Annotated in this window: 19 protein-coding genes; 18 read left to right on the top strand and 1 reads right to left on the bottom strand. The window is 34.5% G+C overall.

Annotation, left to right across the window (positions count from 1 at the left end; translation table 11 throughout):
* Positions 1 to 942 precede the first annotated feature (942 nt).
* The 6 genes from AC5ZCW_RS10185 to AC5ZCW_RS10160 all read left to right on the top strand — a co-directional run bounded on the left by AC5ZCW_RS10185 (position 943) and on the right by AC5ZCW_RS10160 (position 5,750).
* Complete coding sequence (locus tag AC5ZCW_RS10185; protein WP_496119547.1) at positions 943 to 2,502, top strand: T9SS type A sorting domain-containing protein; 1,560 nt, start codon at positions 943 to 945, stop codon at positions 2,500 to 2,502.
* A 107-nt stretch (positions 2,503 to 2,609) separates the two neighbouring features.
* Positions 2,610 to 3,227 (top strand): hypothetical protein, encoded by a 618-nt coding sequence (locus AC5ZCW_RS10180; protein ID WP_496119545.1) that lies wholly within the window; start codon positions 2,610 to 2,612, stop codon positions 3,225 to 3,227.
* A gap of 184 nt (positions 3,228 to 3,411) precedes the next feature.
* Complete coding sequence (locus tag AC5ZCW_RS10175; RefSeq protein WP_496119543.1) at positions 3,412 to 3,744, top strand: hypothetical protein; 333 nt, start codon at positions 3,412 to 3,414, stop codon at positions 3,742 to 3,744.
* Between the two features lie 96 nt (positions 3,745 to 3,840).
* Positions 3,841 to 4,635: a helix-turn-helix domain-containing protein gene (locus tag AC5ZCW_RS10170; RefSeq protein WP_343543702.1), complete on the top strand. Its 795-nt coding sequence runs from the start codon at positions 3,841 to 3,843 to the stop codon at positions 4,633 to 4,635.
* 327 nt (positions 4,636 to 4,962) lie between these two features.
* Positions 4,963 to 5,385: a DoxX family protein gene (locus tag AC5ZCW_RS10165; protein ID WP_496119541.1), complete on the top strand. Its 423-nt coding sequence runs from the start codon at positions 4,963 to 4,965 to the stop codon at positions 5,383 to 5,385.
* 20 nt (positions 5,386 to 5,405) lie between these two features.
* Positions 5,406 to 5,750, top strand: a complete 345-nt coding sequence (locus AC5ZCW_RS10160; protein ID WP_281633078.1) for a dimethylsulfonioproprionate lyase family protein — start codon at positions 5,406 to 5,408, stop codon at positions 5,748 to 5,750.
* Positions 5,751 to 5,833: 83 nt separating this feature from the next.
* On the opposite strand, the gene AC5ZCW_RS10155 is transcribed toward AC5ZCW_RS10160, so the two are convergent.
* Positions 5,834 to 6,268: a cupin domain-containing protein gene (locus AC5ZCW_RS10155; RefSeq protein WP_496119539.1), complete on the bottom strand. Its 435-nt coding sequence runs from the start codon at positions 6,266 to 6,268 to the stop codon at positions 5,834 to 5,836.
* Between the two features lie 125 nt (positions 6,269 to 6,393).
* On the opposite strand from AC5ZCW_RS10155, the gene AC5ZCW_RS10150 reads away from it, so the two are divergent.
* The 12 genes from AC5ZCW_RS10150 (at position 6,394) to AC5ZCW_RS10095 (ending at position 18,967) form a co-directional block, all read left to right on the top strand.
* Positions 6,394 to 6,621 carry a DUF2683 family protein gene (locus AC5ZCW_RS10150; protein ID WP_496119537.1) on the top strand — a complete coding sequence of 76 codons (228 nt, stop codon included), beginning with the start codon at positions 6,394 to 6,396 and terminating at the stop codon, positions 6,619 to 6,621.
* Between the two features lie 473 nt (positions 6,622 to 7,094).
* Positions 7,095 to 8,018: an SMP-30/gluconolactonase/LRE family protein gene (locus AC5ZCW_RS10145; protein ID WP_496119535.1), complete on the top strand. Its 924-nt coding sequence runs from the start codon at positions 7,095 to 7,097 to the stop codon at positions 8,016 to 8,018.
* Positions 8,019 to 8,381: 363 nt separating this feature from the next.
* Complete coding sequence (locus tag AC5ZCW_RS10140; protein ID WP_111377152.1) at positions 8,382 to 8,975, top strand: TetR/AcrR family transcriptional regulator; 594 nt, start codon at positions 8,382 to 8,384, stop codon at positions 8,973 to 8,975.
* A 248-nt stretch (positions 8,976 to 9,223) separates the two neighbouring features.
* The gene (locus AC5ZCW_RS10135) at positions 9,224 to 10,441 is read left to right on the top strand and encodes an efflux RND transporter periplasmic adaptor subunit (protein WP_496119533.1); all 1,218 of its coding nucleotides are present in this window, start codon (positions 9,224 to 9,226) and stop codon (positions 10,439 to 10,441) included.
* A gap of 12 nt (positions 10,442 to 10,453) precedes the next feature.
* The gene (locus AC5ZCW_RS10130; RefSeq protein WP_496119531.1) at positions 10,454 to 13,618 is read left to right on the top strand and encodes an efflux RND transporter permease subunit; all 3,165 of its coding nucleotides are present in this window, start codon (positions 10,454 to 10,456) and stop codon (positions 13,616 to 13,618) included.
* Between the two features lie 128 nt (positions 13,619 to 13,746).
* Positions 13,747 to 15,165, top strand: coding sequence for a TolC family protein (locus AC5ZCW_RS10125; RefSeq protein ID WP_496119529.1), 1,419 nt, complete (start codon positions 13,747 to 13,749; stop codon positions 15,163 to 15,165).
* A gap of 246 nt (positions 15,166 to 15,411) precedes the next feature.
* Positions 15,412 to 16,017 (top strand): Crp/Fnr family transcriptional regulator, encoded by a 606-nt coding sequence (locus tag AC5ZCW_RS10120; protein WP_496119527.1) that lies wholly within the window; start codon positions 15,412 to 15,414, stop codon positions 16,015 to 16,017.
* A gap of 69 nt (positions 16,018 to 16,086) precedes the next feature.
* On the top strand, positions 16,087 to 16,818 hold the full coding sequence (locus AC5ZCW_RS10115) for a GNAT family N-acetyltransferase (protein ID WP_496119525.1): 732 nt from the start codon (positions 16,087 to 16,089) through the stop codon (positions 16,816 to 16,818).
* A 366-nt stretch (positions 16,819 to 17,184) separates the two neighbouring features.
* A complete protein-coding gene (locus tag AC5ZCW_RS10110; RefSeq protein WP_281633090.1) occupies positions 17,185 to 17,565 on the top strand; it encodes a DoxX family protein in 381 nt (126 codons plus the stop codon).
* Positions 17,566 to 17,578: 13 nt separating this feature from the next.
* Positions 17,579 to 17,791 (top strand): hypothetical protein, encoded by a 213-nt coding sequence (locus AC5ZCW_RS10105; RefSeq protein WP_496119523.1) that lies wholly within the window; start codon positions 17,579 to 17,581, stop codon positions 17,789 to 17,791.
* Positions 17,792 to 17,965: 174 nt separating this feature from the next.
* The gene (locus AC5ZCW_RS10100; protein WP_496119521.1) at positions 17,966 to 18,475 is read left to right on the top strand and encodes a DinB family protein; all 510 of its coding nucleotides are present in this window, start codon (positions 17,966 to 17,968) and stop codon (positions 18,473 to 18,475) included.
* A gap of 24 nt (positions 18,476 to 18,499) precedes the next feature.
* A complete protein-coding gene (locus AC5ZCW_RS10095) occupies positions 18,500 to 18,967 on the top strand; it encodes a DUF1440 domain-containing protein (protein ID WP_496119519.1) in 468 nt (155 codons plus the stop codon).
* The last annotated feature ends 97 nt before the right edge of the window (positions 18,968 to 19,064 follow it).

Below are 19,064 nucleotides of genomic sequence, written 5' to 3'. Positions count from 1 at the left end.
ATGTAGAGAAAACTATTTTAAAAAGAAAGATTTTTCTTTCAATAAATATATTCGTTTTATCAAATATAAGAAATCTATATTTCAGCAGGTATTTATCGCATTTTTGTCATTTCGACGTAAGGAGAAATCTTCGCGAGAAACTCCACAATTTTAATCGCCAATCTTTGTAGAGCTACTTGTGAAGATTTCTCCCTTCGGTCGAAATGACAAACTAAACCAATAGACAAACTATACGTAAAAAAACATGAAACATTTGTCAGGCTGAGCGAAGTCGAAGCCCCGTAATCTAAATCGCCAATCTTTGTCGAGCTACTTGTGGAGATTTCTCCCTTCGGTCGAAATGACAAACTAAACCAATAGACAAACTATACGTAAAAAAACATGAAACATTTGTCAGGCTGAGCGAAGTCGAAGCCCCGCAATCTAAATCGCCAATCTTTGTCGAGCTACTTGTGGAGATTTCTCTCTTCGGTCGAAATGACAAACTGTACGCAAAAGAACATTAAACATTTGTCAGGCTGAGCGTTGTCGAAGCCCCGTAATCTAAATCGCCAATCTTTGTCGAGCTACTTGTGGAGATTTCTCTCTTCGGTCGAAATGACAAACTGTACGCAAAAGAACATTAAACATTTGTCAAGCTGAGCGTTGTCGAAGCCCTGCAATCTAAATCGCCAATCTAGCATAGGCGTCTCGCTCATGAACAATAAAGCAATCAAGTTAAAATACTACAAAAACTATACAGCTCTTTAGAAACACAAATTTAAAAATTAGTTTAAAGAGCTGTTCTACTTTGGTTTGAGATGAATTGTTCTTTTTTTGTTCCGTTTCACAAGCAAAAGACACATCATCAATCAAAATCAAAAAATAATATATTTGTCGTAACCACTATATTAATTACAAATAATACTAACAAAATCTAACCAAAAAACCACCCCATTTGCTATGAAAAAAAGATTACTCCTTTCTTTTATATTTCCATTATCACTACACATATATGCACAGGCGCCTACAATTGAATGGCAAAAATGCTTTGGAGGAACAAAAACTGAAAGCTTTAGCAACATAAAGAAAACTTCAGACGGAGGCTATATTGTAGCTGGCGCAACAAGTTCAAACGATGGAGACTTAACAATAAACAAAGGAGAATATGACGCGTGGATTGTAAAACTGAATTCAAATCTAGTAACCGAATGGCAGAAAACATACGGCGGCTCAAAACAAGATTATGCAGATTGTGTACAGCAGACCAATGATGGAGGTTATATTGTAACAGGATATTCAGAATCTAATGATGGAGATGCCACCTTTAATCATGGAACTTATACTAGTGGTGATTACTGGATTGTAAAATTGAATTCGCTAGGTGTTATAGAGTGGCAGAAATCATTAGGAGGATCAATAACAGAAAGATCTTATAGCATTTCGCAAACAACAGACGGAGGATATATTGTTGTAGGAAACAGCATTTCTAACGATGGTGATGTTAGTGGTCTGCACAGTAATGGCACTACGAATGCATATGATATATGGGTTGTAAAACTAAATACACAAGGAAATATAACATGGCAGAAGACCTTAGGAGGTACACAAGATGAATATGCTTATAGCATTAAACAAACTACTGACAGCGGTTTTATTTTATGCGGAATGAGTGGATCTGCTGATGGAGATGTCACAATAAACAAAGGATATTCTGATGGTTGGATTGTTAAACTAAATGATTTAGGAAATATAGATTGGCAAAAAACATACGGCGGAAGTAAAACTGATAATTTTAAATCTATATCATTAACTCCTGATGGCGGTTTTATTGCTATTGGAAGCACGGTATCAACAGATGGAGATGTAACTTCTAATGATACAAGCGGTAACGTTTGGGTTGTAAAAATTAATGTTTCGGGAGCTATAGAATGGCAAAAAGTTTTTGGCGGAACTGCAAATGATGAAGGAACTGATATTGCTCCAACTTCTGATGGAGGTTATGTTTTTACAGCATCATCTTCTTCTTTAGATAACGATCTAACAGAAAACAAAGGCGCGTCTGATGCTTGGATTGTAAAAATAAGTCAAACTGGGAGTTTACAATGGCAAAAAAATATTGGCGGAAACAGTTCTGATCGTATAGAATCAATTATCCAGAATAATGATGGGAGCTATATTATGGCAGGATATACTTTTTCAAATAATGGAGATGTTACCAACTTAAAAGGATCGGCTGATGGATGGATTGTTAAATTGGCAGCAGATCATTTATCTGTAGATGAATTCAAATCTGATTATTTTATTACTTATCCAAATCCTGTTTCTTCGGTATTAAATTTTGAATCTCAAAATGGAGAACCAATTGACAAAATTACAATTACTGATATGAACGGTAAGATAGTACTAGAACAAAACCAAAAAACCAACCAAATTAATACTCAACAGCTGACTTCGGGCATGTATATTATTAAGGCATTTTCTTCAAATAAAAAACATACTCAAAAAATTATAAAAAGATAAAAACGTCTGGTCGCGAGAGTTTCGCTTGTAAATACAAACAATTCTAAAACCAAAATCTCGACAAAAAATATTCCTATTTTTGAATACAAAATCTCGCAAACTTTAATATGATTGACAGCATTAGTGATTGGGAAGAAAAGCAAAAAGGTTATTTGGTTGTATCTGTATTATGTCTCATTTTCGGAACTTATTTTTTTATCAAAGTCATAAGTGGAAGTTATGCCATAGAACAGTCAGATCTTGAAGTTTATGAAAACCTGATCATTTTGAACGCTCCAAAATTCAAAGAAAGAAAAGGAAAAAGAAGCAGAAAATGGATAGAATTTAACTGCATTAATAATCAAAGCACTTTCGAGATTGCTAGTTATGACTATCGTTGTGTTAATGATAAAGAAGTTATAAATGAAATAAAAACAGGAGATACCATCTCAATTGCTATTTTAAAAGATGATTTGGATGATTTTAATACGCAAAATTCTTGTGAAATTCATTCGCTGATCAAAAATGAGAAAGAATACCTCAATCTTAGATGCAGAAATGAAGAAGATACTGGAGGAGGAAAAAGGATTTTTCTGATTTTGTTTTCATTGTCAATTTTAACGGCCATCGTATATTCTCTTCCTAAAAAACCTAAACTTTTTGATAAAGTCGATCCTATATTACTAGTTGGAATTGGATCACTACTGCTTGCTTTCATTATTTATTTGATAACATTAAAATTATAGCGAACGAATAAAAAACAAAAAATTTGAAACATTTGCCTTTAGTCGAAATAAGAATTAAAAGCTTCACTCAAATCGCTAAATTAAAAAACCTTATTTTAATACAAAAAAAACTTTTAGGGGCTGTTTTGATCAAATTTGAGGTTCTAAATTTACTGTCCTCAAGACAAATTAAATACCACTTCTTATGCCACCAACAAAGAAACTTGCAGCACTGCTGTCCAAAAAATTCAATACCAATATTACCATTTTGGGAGATGTGGACAGCAACAATTTTTCGATTCTTGACAATGATAATGGGACAATCCTAGTCATTTCAAATCGGGATCAGTTTTATTTCAAAGATCAACATCGCAATCTCTGGTTTTCTGTTCTAGAATCATTTCATGTAGACGGAAAGCAGTATGATCCAAAGATGGGAGATTCTTATACACTCAATGATGGAGTTAAGTACAATTTTACTACAAAAGAGTCAATTCTAGAAATGGCTTCTAATTACTTTGAAAAACATATTGATTAATGTTATAAAGAGAGAAAAACAATTCCTTTAAATGCATAACTTTACAAAATCTGAGCTCCCGAAAGCTATCGGGATTGCGTTTAAATTCAAAAACAAATGATTGAAATAAAGACGTTTGAACAAGCAGAAGATTTAAAACATCCTAGACGTGTATTAAAATATGTGCTTTTATTTTGCACATCTGGCGAGATAACCCTTTCGGTAGATGAAAACGAATATCTAATCACAAGAAATTCAGTCTTAACTATAACCTCGGGTCAAATTCATTTTATAAAAAACAGCAAAAATGCAGTCGGATTTGTTCTCGAATTTACCTATGATTTTTTCTGCAAAAATGATAATGACATTGAGTTGATTTTCCACAACAGCTTATTCTGTCATTTTGCAATGAATGAAGTGATAAAAGTAGATGACGACAAATTGGTTGTTGATGCTTTAGAGCTTATTCAGCAGGAAATTGCCCAAAAACCGTATCAATACCTCATTTCTATTCATTCTAGAATTCAATTAATTTTAGTCGAAATCAATCGTTCTAAAATAAAACTAGGAGAAGAAATCTACAAACCAGACGCTTTGTTTCTTCATTTTCTGGAAGCCATTCGCGGTAATTTTGACAAAAATCTTTCGGTAAATGAAATTGCCAATTTAATCGGTACAACCGAAGCCAAATTAAACGAACTCTCTAAACTGCATTGCAATAAAACAGCACAAAATATCATCTTCGGACTAATAATTTCTGAAGCAAAACGTTTGTTTACCTACGAGAAATTATCGGTAAAAGAAACGGCTTATGCTTTGGGCTTTAATGATCCTTTTTATTTTTCGAACTTCTTTAAAAAACACACAAATATTTCTCCGAAATCTTACAAGGAGAAAGTTGTTCAATTGTAACGATTGTTTTGTTGAACGCAGAAAATTGCTCACAAAGTCACAGATTTGCAAAGTTTTATCTCATTTTATGTCATTTCGACGAAGGAGACCCGAGCAATAGCGAACAGGCAAAGCAAATCTTCGTGAGAAGCTCCACAAAGATTGGCTTTTAGAAACGGAGCCACTTGTGAAGATTTCTCCTTCGTCGAAATGACAAATAGTACTTTATATTAGTCAAAAGACTTTTTGACTTCAAGCATAATTACATGCTTTTTCCAAGATTCTCTATTCTTTAAAAAGCACTGCTGTCTGATCTTTGTATCTCATTAATTACTAATAAAATAGTTCATGAAAAGATATCAGGATTATGCCATTTTGCTTTTACGAATCGCAATGGCAATTGGATTTTTATCTGCCGTTTCGAGTCGGTTGGGTTTACTTGGGAAACAATCTTCGGGATGGGAAAATTTTCTGGGGTACACACAACAAGTAAATTCTTTTTTACCAAAAAGTTTCATTCCGTCAATTGCAATTGTCAGCACTTTTCTGGAAACCTTATTTGCTATTTTACTGCTGATTGGATATCAGACCAGAAAAACGGCTATTGGCGTTTCTATCTTAACTTTCCTATTTGCATTGGCAATGACTTATTCGTTCGGAATAAAAAACCCTCTTGATTATTCCGTATTTGTCTTTTCAATGGGCGCTTTTCTCTTAGCCACCACTGACAAGTACCGATGGAGTTTGGATGAATATCTTTTGAAAAATTAACTAATTAAATTTGAATAACTATGGAAACTAAAATCACAAAAAGCAATGAATTAGAATGGAAACCTCTTCATGAAGAAGGTGTAAAAACAGACGGAATTTATGCCAAAGTATTACGCTTTGATGCCGCTACTAACCGTCCTCCTACTTTTCTTTTAAAATTTGAACCCGGCGCATCGTACCCAAATCACGTGCATCCTGCTGGCGAGGAAATTTATGTTCTAGAAGGCGAAGTACGCTCTGGAAAAGACGAATTAAAAGCTGGCGATTATTTGTACATGCCTCCAGGAAGCACGCATTCTGTGTTTTCTAGAACTGGCTGCACACTTTTGTTTATGATTCCCGAAGAGGTTGTCATTTTGAAGTAAACAAGATATTTAATAGCCTCTTGAACAGCTGCGCAAAGTCAGAGACATTTGCGTAGCTCTTACAGAACATTAAGAAAGATTTTTTACCTCAAATCCTTTTTAATAACCAAATATTTCAAATCTGTTTTACCCGCATTGCTAATTCCATGTTCGGCATTAGGCGGACAATAGAAACTTGTATTTGGACCCGCTGTAACTGTTTTTCCGTCTAGAAAAAATTCGGCAGTTCCTTCTAAAATATAGAAAAATTCTTCTTCAGGATGATGATGTGGCGCGTGCGTCGACTTTCCAGGTTCGACAATACTCATTTTTAAAGTATTTTCTTGAGTGAAATCTTTATTGGCAAACCAATATTGATACCCCACTTTGGTTTTGGTGGCTTTGTTTATATCAAAATGATTGACACAGTTTTCGATTGTGTATTGTGGCGATGCAGTTTCTTTTTTCGTTTCCTGCGAAAAAGTTTGCTGGAAGAACAAAACTGCAATTGTGGTTTTTAGGATGGTCAGGGTTTTCATTTTTTTATTGTAATGTTACGAAAAAATGCAATTTGCAATTGCAAAGAAATAAATAAATTATAGAGTTAACATGTAAATTAGACTTTTGTCTTAACTTTGTTGATCAACTTTAGTAAATTAATATCATGCAAGCAATTAACATCACAGCATATACAGAAGATGCTTCTCAAATTGAAGCTGTAAAAGCTTTTATGAAAGCGCTAAAGATCAAATTTGAGATAGCAAATGTAAAACCATATGACTTATCTGAAGAACAACAAAATATCTTAAATGATCAAGTTATTTCAGATAAAAATCTTTACACTGATGCTGACTCTGTTTGTATCGATTTAAAAAAGAAATATGAATTATAAGATTATAGTTTCTCCAATTGCATTAACAAATATTGAAGAAGCCTTAGAATATTATATTTTAAAAGTTAGCAAAAAGTTGCCCTTGATTTTCTTAATGATTATAAAAAGGTTTACAAAGCCTTACAGATAAATCCTTTTTATCAATTTCACGATACTAATTATCGCTATCTTCCATTTAAAAAATTTCCATATGTGGCATTTTTCATTGTTGATGAATTATCAAAGACAGTATTTTTAAATGCTGTTTTTCATACTTCACAAAATCCACAAAAATATCCCCTAAAATAAAAATTATCGATCATTATTAAGACTTCGGCTTTGCTCAGCTTGACAAAAATTTTGTAATTTCTTTTTGTAATGTTACGCAAAAAAAGTCTTCAACTACGAGCAAATTTGAACCAGCCTTTGCAGAATATCAAAAATAAAAATTACTTTTAAAAACGCTTCTAAAGCAAGATTTAAACCCTTTTATAATGAACCAACTCCAACCTAAAATAAAATCATACTTTTTATTTCTTATTACTTTAATTTTTACAAATTTTATATGCGCTCAGACATCAAAAGAAAAAAGCCATTCCATAATAGCAAAAGGTGCAGTTCTCACAAAACTATCCGATCAATTCAGTTTTACAGAAGGACCTGCCGCTGATAAAAAAGGAAATATTTATTTTACCGATCAGCCTAATAATAGAATCATGAAATGGTCGGTTAATGGTAAACTTTCTGTTTTTATGGAAAATGCAGGAAGAGCCAACGGTATGTATTTTGATCACGCAGGCAATCTTTTGGCTTGCGCCGATGAAAAAAATGAACTTTGGAAAATAGACCAAAACAAAAATTATACTGTAATACTAAACAACTTTGAAGGAAAAAGGCTGAATGGTCCTAATGATCTTTGGGTTGATCCAAAAGGCGGTATTTATTTTACAGATCCTTTTTACCAAAGAGATTATTGGACACATACCTCTAAAGAAATTGAGAAAGAATGCGTTTACTATTTATCTGCGGATAAATCCAAAATTATCAACGTTGCGAATGATCTTGTAAAACCAAATGGCATTATTGGAACATCGGATGGAAAAACCTTATACGTTGCGGATATAGCAGGTAATAAAACGTACTCTTATACAATCGAAAGTAATGGTTCTTTGAGTAAAAAAACGCTTTTTACTGAATCAGGTTCCGATGGAATGACAATAGACGAGTCGGGAAATATTTACTTATGCGGAAAAGGAGTTACCATATTCAATCCACAAGGAGAAAAAATAGCTCATATTGATGTTCCTGAACCTTGGACAGCTAATGTTTGTTTTGGAGGAAAAAAATTGAAAACATTATTTATTACTGCCGGTAAAAGTGTTTATACGATAGAAATGAACGTTCGCGGAATGAAGTAATCAATAAATCATCGATTTTTCACAATCTTGTCATTTCGAGGAACGAGAAATGACAAACTTTGTGGTAAACTTTGACAAAGTTCTAATGAAAAAATTTATGTTCTCTCCTAGCCCCGATCGAAATGACATCTTTTTGTGGTGGGGTTCACCACAAAAAATATAATGTAGAGCGGGAGAAAACGCTCTTAAAAACGAAAAATGTCGTGCTTCTAAAAAATATTAAAAGCGAAAACCTCAATAAATTCAAGGCTTCCTAATCCATCTATGGAACGATAAGAAAATATTATGATAAAAACATTTTGAAATTCGAAAATCTGCCATACATTTGCCTAACAGTGTTAAACGATTTAATACTTGAATACAATGGCTAGCAAAGATCGAATTTTAAGACAAAAAGAAGAGACAAGGAACAATATCCTTGGCGCTGCTTATGATATCGTAAAAGATGAAGGCTGGAATGGTTTGAGTATGCGTAAAATTGCCGACAGAATCGAATATACTGCTCCTATTATTTATGAATATTTTTCGAATAAAGAAGCAATACTAGAAGAACTGACAGGCAAAGGTTTTTTAAAACTGGCTAAAGAGTTGCAAACTGCAAAAGACAAGTTTGAGAAACCCGAAGATCAGTTAGAAGCCATGTGGATGACTTATTGGGATTTCGCTTTTACTAATACTGAAATGTATCAACTTATGTTTGGTGTTCAAATGACTTGCTGTGCACAGCGATGTTCGGCTCAGGAAGCACCTTACAAATTGTTTACTGGTGTTATTGCTGAAATTATGAAAGACAGCAATCCTAGTGAAGATATCATTAAACAAAAATATTTTACTTTCTTTTCTGTTATCCATGGTTTAATCGCCATCAACATCATTAACAAAAGTGATATTTTAGAAACAATAAATGCTCAGATTTTGAAGGATGCTATTACTGGCATCATCAAATCTATACAGTAAAAAAAATTTTCAATTTTACTTAACAGTGTAAAATGATTTAAACGGGATAATGTAAAATCCTTTTTTTTATAACTTTCGCTTAACACTGTTAGAAAATTTAATAAAGGTAATAAAAGCTCTTTTTTTAGGCTTTTACTTAACAACGTTAGATAATTTAATACTGATTCGAAATAGAATTGGAAAGGCTTACTGTATGGAAATTTGCGCACTTTTACTTAACAACGTTAGATAATTTAATTCAATTAAATATGAATCCCGAGAATGCCAGAATGCCAAAGAATTTTATCCGAGAAAATGTTCAACCAATTAAAACCACTATGAAAATGAAAAATGTAATTATAACCAGTTTTATTCTGGCCTTAGTATTAAGCAGCTGTGCCGACAAAAATCAGGCGCCTACTGCTCCACCACCACCGGTTTTACCAGTTTTAGCAATCACAAGTGCCAATACAACTACTGATGCTGAATATCCTGCTTCTATACAAGGAACTGTTGATGTTGAGATTCGTCCACAAGTAAGCGGAAACCTAGATAGAATTTATGTTGATGAAGGTGCTTATGTAAGTAAAGGACAGACTTTATTCAAAATCAATGAGCGTCCGTACCGTGAGCAGTTAAACAATGCATTAGCAAGTCTTCATGCTGCAGAAGCGGCTTTGATCAATGCTAATTTAGAAGTTGATAAATTGACTCCGTTAGTACAGAACAAAGTAGTTTCTGACTATCAATTAAAAACAGCTAAAGCTTCTCAGAAAATTGCTGCTGCTAACATCGAACAGGCTAAAGCAATGGTAGGTTCTGCTAAAATTAATTTAGGATACACTAACGTAACAGCTCCAGTGAGCGGATACATTGGAAGATTGCCAAAAAAACAAGGAAGTTTAGTTTCTGCTACTGATGTTGAAGCTTTAACAACTTTATCTGACGTTCACGAAGTATTTGCTTACTTCTCTTTGGGTGAAACCGATTTCATCAACTTTAAAGAGCAATACAAAGGAAATTCACTTGGTGATAAAATCAAAAAATTACCTCCAGTTACTTTGATCTTGGCTGATAACAACGCTTATCCTCAAACCGGAAAAATCGATATGGTCGACGGTCAGTTTGATAAAACTACAGGCGCGATCACTATTAGAGCAACTTTCCCAAATGCAAACGGAACATTACGTTCTGGAAACACAGGAAGAATCCGTTTAGGATTACAGCATGACGATGCGATCTTAGTTCCGCAAGCGGCGACGGTAGAAATGCAGGACAAAGTATTTGTTTTCACCGTAGGCAAAGACAACAAAGTAACTAAAATGCCTATTACAGTTGTAGGTAAAAGCGGTACCAATTATTTAATTAAAGAAGGTGTAAAAACTGGCGACCAAATCGTGTTAAGCGGTATTGACAAACTTCAGGACGGACAAGCGATTCAGCCTGAAAAATCAACTAAAGTTGCCGAAGTAACTAATCAAAAATAATTATAAAAGACAATGTTCAAAATATTTATACAAAGACCTGTACTGGCAACCGTAATTTCCATTTTATTGGTAATTCTGGGAGTATTGGGTTTAACTAAACTGCCTTTACAACAGTTTCCTGATATTGCGCCTCCATCGGTTTTGGTAACGGCGGTATATCCGGGAGCCAACGCAGAAACGGTTTTACGTTCTGTGGCACCTTCTATAGAAGAATCTATAAATGGTGTAGAAAACATGACCTATATGAGTTCTACAGCTAGTAACGACGGTACTTTGGCTATTACAGTTTTCTTTAAACTAGGAACTGATGCGGATCAGGCCGCGGTAAACGTACAAAACCGTGTTGCTCAGGCAACCAGCCAGCTTCCTGCCGAGGTTGTACAGCAAGGTATTGTTACGGCAAAACAGCAAAACAGTTTCATCATGGCAATTGGTATGTACACTGATGATGAATCAAAATACGATCAGACATTTGTTGCCAACTATGCACAGATTAACATTATTCCGGAACTAAAACGTATTCCAGGAGTAGGTTCTGCCAGTATTTTTGGTGGTGTAAAAGATTACTCTATGCGTGTTTGGTTAAATCCAACGCAAATGTCGACTTACAAAATAACTCCAAGCGAAGTTATGGGCGCGATTCAAGACAAAAGTTTGGAAGCGGCTCCGGGTAAATTTGGAGAGCGAAGCAAAGAAGTTTTTGAATACGTTATTAAATACAAAGGGAAATTAACCAAACCAGAAGATTATGAAAATATTGCTATACGTTCTAATGCAGATGGCTCAGTACTTCGCTTAAAAGATGTAGCGAGAGTCGAACTTGGTGCTTACTCTTATAACAGTTTAACTCGTTTAAATGGTAAAAAAGGAATTGTAATTGGGGTTATTCAGTTGGCTGGATCGAACTCAAATGACATTCAGATTGCCATTAACAAAATGATGGAAAAGGCTTCTAAAGATTTTCCAAAAGGTATCAAACACAATATTTTCTATAGTACAAAAGTATCTCTTGACCAATCTATCGAACAAGTTGAGCATACATTATTAGAAGCTTTTATTCTGGTATTTATTGTGGTATTTATCTTCTTGCAAGATTTTAGATCAACATTAATCCCGGCTATTGCTGTACCTGTAGCAATTTTAGGAACGTTCTTCTTCATGCAGTTATTCGGATTTTCGATCAACCTTTTAACGCTTTTCGCATTAATTCTGGCGATTGGTATTGTGGTCGATGATGCCATTGTGGTAGTCGAAGCGGTGCATGCGAAAATGGAGCATAAACGTCTGTCTCCAAAAATCGCAACCCATGAAGCAATGCACGAAATAACGGGTGCTATTATCTCGATTACGCTGGTAATGGCTGCTGTATTCCTGCCGGTTGGTTTTATGGAAGGCTCAACAGGAGTTTTCTATCGTCAGTTTGCCTTTACGATGGCGATTGCAATTGTAATTTCGGCAGTAAATGCTTTAACATTGAGTCCGGCGCTTGCGGCATTATTCTTAAAAGATAATCACGGGGCACACGATCACAATGAACCTTATCAGAAAAAAGGATTTAAAGAGAAATTCTTTACGGCTTTCAACAGCAGTTTTGAATCGTTGACAAACCGTTATGTTGGCGGTATTAAATTCTTAATCAGAAGAAAATGGTTAAGCATGGGCGGATTAGCTTTAATTGTTGTAGCAACTGTTGTAATGGTTAAAACAACTCCTGCAGGATTTATTCCAACAGAAGATCAAGGATTTATTGCGATTGCAGTAAATACTCCATCTGGAACATCATTGGACGGAACTCAAAAAGTAATGACCGAAGCTGAGAATACTTTAAAAGCATTAGACGCTTCAAGATTTGTTACAGCGATTTCAGGTTTCAACTTATTGACGAATTCTACAAGCCCATCTTCAGCCGTAATTTTCGTGTTGCTTAAACCAAACGAAGAACGAGGCAATATTAAAAACATTGACGAAATCATGAATCAGGTTCGCGGTAAACTGGGCGGAATTTCTGGAGGAAGTTTCTTCGTGTTCAGTTTCCCAACTGTTCCTGGATTTAGCAACGTTGAGGCTTTAGATTTGGTTCTTCAAGATAAAACGGGAGGAAAACTGGATAAATTCAGTGGAATTTCTCAAAACTTTATCGGCGAATTAATGAAACGTCCGGAAATTGCAGTTGCTTTTACTTCTTTCAAAGCTGATTATCCTCAGTTGCAATTAGAGGTTAACGACGAAAAAGCAAATCAATTGGGTGTTAATGTAAAAGACATTTTACAAACTATGCAAGCGTACTTTGGTAGTGCACAAGCATCTGATTTTAACCGATTTGGTAAATATTACCGTGTGGTTGTTCAGGCCGATATCGAAGACAGAGCAGATCCAACAGCAATTGACAGAGTTTTTGTGAAAAACAAGACTGGCGAAATGGTGCCAATAAATACTTTAGTAAAACTGACTCGTATTTATGGTTCTGAAACCGCTTCTAGATACAATTTGTTTAATTCAATTTCGATTAATGCGATTCCGAAACCAGGATTTAGTTCAGGAGATGCCATTAAAGCAATTGAAGAAGTAGCAGCACAACAATTACCTGCAGGTTACGGGTTTGAATTCTCGGGCCAAACACGTGAGGAGATTTCGTCAGGAGGACAATCGGCAACTATATTTTTACTGTGTTTGATATTCGTTTATTTCCTACTTGCTGCACAGTACGAAAGTTACATTTTGCCTTTGGCCGTAATCTTGTCAATCCCTGCAGGTATTTTTGGAGTATTCGTTGCTATTGGCTTAACTGGAATTGAAAACAATATTTACGTACAAGTTGCTCTTGTCATGCTTATTGGACTTCTGGCCAAAAATGCCATTCTGATCGTCGAATTTGCCGTCCAGAAAAGAAAATCGGGACAAGCGTTAGTTAGAGCTTCAATTGATGCTGCCAAATTACGTTTACGACCAATTATCATGACGTCTCTTGCTTTTATTGTTGGTTTAGTGCCAATGATGAGTGCCACAGGACCGTCAGCTCAAGGTAACCACTCTATTAGTATTGGTGCCGCCGGAGGTATGATTTCAGGGGTAATTCTAGGTTTGTTTATCATTCCGGTATTATTCATCATCTTCCAACATTTACAAGAAAAGGTTTCTGGGAAACCAGTTGCTGTAATTCATAACGAAGAAAAATAATAAATGGAAAACTATATCACAACAATCCTTGTCGCCATCATATTTGGCATCGGATATATATCGTACAGAATCTCTAGAGATCTAGAAACCAGAAAAGATACTTGTACAGAAATTTAATAAAAAGACTAATGAAAAATCATATAACCAAAATCGTGACCTTCGCCATTCTGATCACGACTTTAATATCCTGTAAAGTCTCAAAGGATATTGAAACTCCAAAAGATGCATTTCCTGAGAATTTCAGGAATGCATCGGTTTCGAGTGATACAACTAGTATTGCCGATGTGGAGTGGAAAAATTTCTTTACAGAAAAAGATATTATAAAATTAATTGACAGTGCCGTTGCAAGAAACAACGACCTTCAGATTGCCGAAAAGAACATCAAAATTGCGCAATACCGTTTTACACAATCAAAATGGGGGAATATACCTCAGGTTAACTTGTTTGTAAACGCAAGTACAAGCAATCCGTCTGACAATAGTTTTACGGGATTGAACTTAAATCAGGCAATTGGCGCTAAACATATTGACGACTATTCTGCTGGAGCTTCTCTTTCTTGGGAAGCTGATATTTGGGGAAAGATCAGAAACCAAAAGAAAGGGGCTTACGCAGGATATCTTCAATCTGAAGAAGTAAAAAAAGCATTGCAGACTAATATTGTCGCTAATGTTTCTAGAGGATATTATAATCTTTTAATGTTGGATGCACAATTGGATATTGCCAGACAAAATCTTCGTTTAAATGATAGTACAACCAATATTATCAAATTAAAATACGACGCTGGTCAGGTAACCACTTTAGCGATTCAACAATCTGAAGCACAGAAATTAAACTCAGCGCAATTGATTCCGTTATTAGAACAAAATATTGCAATTCAGGAAAATGCCTTAAGTGTATTGACTGGTTCGTTTCCTGATTCTAAAGAAAGAACAATTCGTTTAAGTGCTATTGAAGTTAAAAACAATAACGCAATCGGAATTCCGTCTTCATTAGTAAGCAGAAGACCTGATGTAAAAAGTGCTGAATTGGCTCTTAAAGTGGCCAACGCAAATGTCGGTATCACAAAAGCTGATTTATATCCAGCTTTAAGAATTACAGCTCAAGGCGGTGTAAACTCTTTCGAAACTAGCAATTGGTTCAACATTCCGGCTTCTTTGTTTGGAACTGTTGCAGGAGGTTTAACACAACCGCTTTTAAACAACAAAAGACTTAAAACGCAATACAATATCGCTGTCGCGGAAAGAGAAAAAGCAGTTTTAGCTTTTAGACAACAAGTTTTGGTTGCGGTAAGTGAAGTTTCGGATGCTTTGGTTAAAGTAGAAAAATTACAGCAGCAAGAAACTTTCTTAAAAGAAAAAGTAAAAACATTACAGCAAGCGATTAAAAACGCAAACCTTTTATTCAAAAACGGTTTAGCAGAATATCTTGAAGTTTTAACTGCACAAGCAAATTTATTGCAAAGCGAACTAGAACTTGCTGATATCAAAAGACAACAACTTACAGCCAATACAGATTTGTATCGCGCACTAGGCGGAGGCTGGAAATAATACCCGTTACCCGTTAATTATTTATTTTTTGAGATGAAAACGCTGTGAGACCTTTGGGTTTCATGGCGTTTTTTATTTTCTGCCACGAAGGCGCTAAGGCGCGAAGTTTTTTTGTTTGCCACGAATCTCACGAATTTTCACTAATTTCTTTTCTTTCTAATTGTAAAAATAATTCGCAAAAATTCGTGAAATTCGTGGCAGTAAACTTTGTGCCTTAGCGCCTTCGTGGCAAAAACAAAACAATCTATGACTTTCAATAAAGAAACATACCTCAACAATCTAAAATTATATTTCGAAAGTTACGCTCCAATTTCTCAAAAGTCTTGGAATTTGATTGAAAGCTTGGCACATTTTCAGACAATCAAAAAAGGAGAAATACTCCTAGAAAATGGAGAAGTCTGCAAAAATCTTTATTATATTGCCAAAGGAATTTTACGAACTTTTATTACAGACGAACAAGGAAATTTTTATAACAAAAACCTTTTCCTCGAAAACAAACTTGCATGCTCTAAAGTTTCATCAATCTTGCAAACTCCTTCTAACTTTACAATTGAAGCTTTAGAAGATTGCATTTTAATCAATCTTGATTACAAAAAATATACTAAGTTGATTAGCGAAAATGATGATCTCAAAACATTTTATATAGCATACTTAGAAAAAAATTGGATTATTGAAAAAGAACAAAGAGAAGTCGCTTTAGTCATGCAGAATGCAACAGAAAGATATCTTAATCTTCTGGAGAGGCATCCTACAATTGCAGATCGCGTTCCATTATTGCATATCGCTTCGCATTTGGGCATTACACCAACTCAGCTAAGCAGAATTAGAAAAAGTCTGGAAAAAGAATTGTAAATCAACATATGTAAAGGCTTTTTTGAAATAGCCAAATTATCTTTGTTTTATAATTAAAACACGTCAAAAATGGATCATACAAACCTCATCAAAGATAATATCGACAACCTAACCACTCTTTGGAAAACCGTTGCCACTCCTCTTCTTTCCTATCATAAAAATGATCCTTTTGAGGTTTCTCAAATCAAAAACTCTGGCTGGCCAAATAGATTATGGTCTAGAGAAGATATTACTGAAGAAAATTTTCCGCTGATTCAGGAAATCATGGAGAAAAAACCAGGATTGGTTGTTCCGTATTGGGATATTTTTGGAAGCAATTCTAAAGAAATTTTCGAAAAAAACGGCTTTCATATCCGAATTCAGCTTGTAGCTATGGCCTTAAAACTACGAGAAAAATTCGCACTTGAAAACAATCTTACTTTTAAAAGAGTATTAAATGAAGAAGATGCCAAAACTTGGTCAGATATTTATCCGCTGTCTTTTAGTTATGTAATCAGTAAGGAAACTTTAGTTAACAATTACAAAAATGCTAAATTTTATTTAGTTCATTTTGAAGGAAAAGCGATTGGAACCCTGACTCTTTTTCAGACCGAAAACACAATGGGAATTCACGGTGTTGGCGTTATTCCCGAAATGCGAAAAAGAGGTTCCGCAGAAGAAATCATGAAATTTGCCATCAACGAAGCTATTGACGCCGATTGTGAATATGCGCAACTGCAAGCTTCTGCTTTAGGAAAAGGCATATATACAAGATTAGGTTTTGAGGATTTGTTTACGATTACGAATTACCAACTGAGGTAAATTCCAAATTTTAAAATCCAAATTCCAATTAATCAGCTAATTAATTCTCTCGCAATCCCGATAGTTATCGGGAGCGAAGTCGCAAAATTTTACTTTTAAGCCACAGATTAAAAAAGTATTAAAGGATTTGTTTCCCGCAGATTTGGCAGATTGAGCAGATTATTTATCACTTGCTTAAAAATCTAATCTGCTCAATCTGCCAAATCTGCGGGAACTATTTTCAATCTAAAATCTACATTCTAAAATCTAAAATCAGAATCTTGTCCCAAATGCCCCCAAAATAGTCATAAATAGGTATTTTGTAAAAAAACAAGAATAGTATATTTGTAATACATTAACTAATAACTACTTAAAAACAAATACCCCATGAAAACAACCAAAATCATTTTCTGGATTACTACAATTCTTATTTTTTTATTTGAAGGCGTTATGCCAGCATTAACTTCTCAGAGTGAACTAGCCAAAGAAGGAATCAGACACCTTGGCTATCCCGAATATTTCGGAAATGCCTTAGTTGTATTTAAAATCCTTGGCGTTTTAGCTCTAATCATTCCGCAAGTCCCTGGACGAATCAAAGAATGGGCTTATGCCGGATTTGCATTCGATTTTATTTTTGCATCAATAAGCCATTTTGCAGTTGACGGAATTGGTTTTCAAGGCTTCTTTCCTTTAATCGTTTTTGCAGTTTTAATTGTATCGTATGTAACATATCATAGAATACAGCGTTATAAAAACATAGCACTCTAAAAATCAAAACTTTATGATTGTTGAAGTTTTTAAAACAAATGTTCAGGAAGAATCTCAATGCCAAGTTATCATTGAGAATCTTCTTGAGCATTTTCCAAATAGTTCGATCAACTTCGATTTAGAAGATTGCGACAAAATCCTTCGTATTCATGCACCCTCCATTTCGAATACAAAAATTATCTCCATTTTAAATTCGCACGGCTATTTCTGCGAAGCACTTCCTTAAAAATTAACAATATACAAATATTTGATTTATAGCATTTTAATATTTTTTATTGTATATTTGAAGGAGTATCATTTTCCCCTAATTCTATAAATTTAATTTCACAGATTTAATGTACTGAGGTTTTAAAACCAATCGGTATACAATCGAATTTTTAATTTTTAAAATTAAAAAAAAATGAAAAGCGCAATTCAAAATACCATACTGGAAACCTACAGTAAACTAGGTGATTTAATTTCTTCTTTTTCAAAAGAAGAAATTAATATTGTTCCTTTCGAAGGAAGCTGGACAGGAGGACAAACGGTACAGCATATCATTCTCGCGTGCTCAGGTTTGACAATGCTTTTTGCAGGAAAAACTGAGAAAACCACTAGAGAACCTGACGAAAACGTAAAAGGACTCGACGCTATATTTTTAGATTATACTACCAAATACCAATCACCTGAAAACATAAAACCTCCTGCTATCGACTATGAAAAAGGTACGCTGCTGGCTTCTGTCAAAAAAATACAAAATGATTTATTTGAAGCCGCAGAAACTTACGATTTGACGCTTGTATGCATGGATACGAAAGTACCAGGATTTGATCATTTTACCATTTACGAATGGCTTCATTTTGCCATTGTGCATACACAGAGACATACACGCCAACTGCAATCAATTTACGAGTATATGAAAAAACAATAGATCAGTATAATTAAAACTATTTTTATGAGATCAAAAGTTAGGACCATTGTTTCATCGGGTTTAGTTGCAGGAACATTAGACATCACTGCTGCTATTGTGGTTTATGCTGTAATACTTCATAAAACAACAGCCGAAAAAATTTTGCAGTCTATAGCAAGCGGAATTTTTAAAAAAGAAGCATACACAGGCGGAGCAGAAATGACTTTTGCGGGTTTGGGACTTCATTTCTTAATTGCTTTTATTTTTGCTTGGTTTTATTTTAAGATTTTCCCTTATATCCCTTTTTTCAAAATAAACACTTTGCTCTCCGGAGTCTCCTATGGTTTCTTTATTTGGGTTGTAATGAACCTTGTTGTCCTACCGATTGTGTTTCCAGTTTTACCCGAAAAGAATTTAGATTTTCCGCTTTTGCTTTCCATATTGATTGTAATCTGCTGTGTCGGAATTCCGATAGCATTTATTACTCGGAAATATTACGCAAAATGGTATTGAAAATAAAGGTTAAAAGTGACAGAGTAACAAAGTAACAAAGGTTTTTTTTAGAATACTTTGAGCCTTTGTAACTCTGAACCTTTAAACCTAAAAAAAT

The sequence above is a fragment of the Flavobacterium sp. PLA-DH12 genome, assembly GCF_059511845.1.
This window is presented reverse-complemented; position numbering and strand designations above follow the sequence as displayed.

Coding starts and splice junctions, on each gene's coding strand:
- AC5ZCW_RS10165 (WP_496119541.1), top strand. CDS start 4,963: ATGAAAAGATATCAGGATTATGCCATTTTGCTTTTACGAATCGCAATG.
- AC5ZCW_RS10140 (WP_111377152.1), top strand. CDS start 8,382: ATGGCTAGCAAAGATCGAATTTTAAGACAAAAAGAAGAGACAAGGAAC.
- AC5ZCW_RS10155 (WP_496119539.1), bottom strand. CDS start 6,268: ATGAAAACCCTGACCATCCTAAAAACCACAATTGCAGTTTTGTTCTTC.
- AC5ZCW_RS10170 (WP_343543702.1), top strand. CDS start 3,841: ATGATTGAAATAAAGACGTTTGAACAAGCAGAAGATTTAAAACATCCT.
- AC5ZCW_RS10185 (WP_496119547.1), top strand. CDS start 943: ATGAAAAAAAGATTACTCCTTTCTTTTATATTTCCATTATCACTACAC.
- AC5ZCW_RS10095 (WP_496119519.1), top strand. CDS start 18,500: ATGAGATCAAAAGTTAGGACCATTGTTTCATCGGGTTTAGTTGCAGGA.
- AC5ZCW_RS10180 (WP_496119545.1), top strand. CDS start 2,610: ATGATTGACAGCATTAGTGATTGGGAAGAAAAGCAAAAAGGTTATTTG.
- AC5ZCW_RS10150 (WP_496119537.1), top strand. CDS start 6,394: ATGCAAGCAATTAACATCACAGCATATACAGAAGATGCTTCTCAAATT.
- AC5ZCW_RS10110 (WP_281633090.1), top strand. CDS start 17,185: ATGAAAACAACCAAAATCATTTTCTGGATTACTACAATTCTTATTTTT.
- AC5ZCW_RS10100 (WP_496119521.1), top strand. CDS start 17,966: ATGAAAAGCGCAATTCAAAATACCATACTGGAAACCTACAGTAAACTA.
- AC5ZCW_RS10160 (WP_281633078.1), top strand. CDS start 5,406: ATGGAAACTAAAATCACAAAAAGCAATGAATTAGAATGGAAACCTCTT.
- AC5ZCW_RS10120 (WP_496119527.1), top strand. CDS start 15,412: ATGACTTTCAATAAAGAAACATACCTCAACAATCTAAAATTATATTTC.
- AC5ZCW_RS10125 (WP_496119529.1), top strand. CDS start 13,747: ATGAAAAATCATATAACCAAAATCGTGACCTTCGCCATTCTGATCACG.
- AC5ZCW_RS10105 (WP_496119523.1), top strand. CDS start 17,579: ATGATTGTTGAAGTTTTTAAAACAAATGTTCAGGAAGAATCTCAATGC.
- AC5ZCW_RS10135 (WP_496119533.1), top strand. CDS start 9,224: ATGAATCCCGAGAATGCCAGAATGCCAAAGAATTTTATCCGAGAAAAT.
- AC5ZCW_RS10130 (WP_496119531.1), top strand. CDS start 10,454: ATGTTCAAAATATTTATACAAAGACCTGTACTGGCAACCGTAATTTCC.
- AC5ZCW_RS10175 (WP_496119543.1), top strand. CDS start 3,412: ATGCCACCAACAAAGAAACTTGCAGCACTGCTGTCCAAAAAATTCAAT.
- AC5ZCW_RS10145 (WP_496119535.1), top strand. CDS start 7,095: ATGAACCAACTCCAACCTAAAATAAAATCATACTTTTTATTTCTTATT.
- AC5ZCW_RS10115 (WP_496119525.1), top strand. CDS start 16,087: ATGGATCATACAAACCTCATCAAAGATAATATCGACAACCTAACCACT.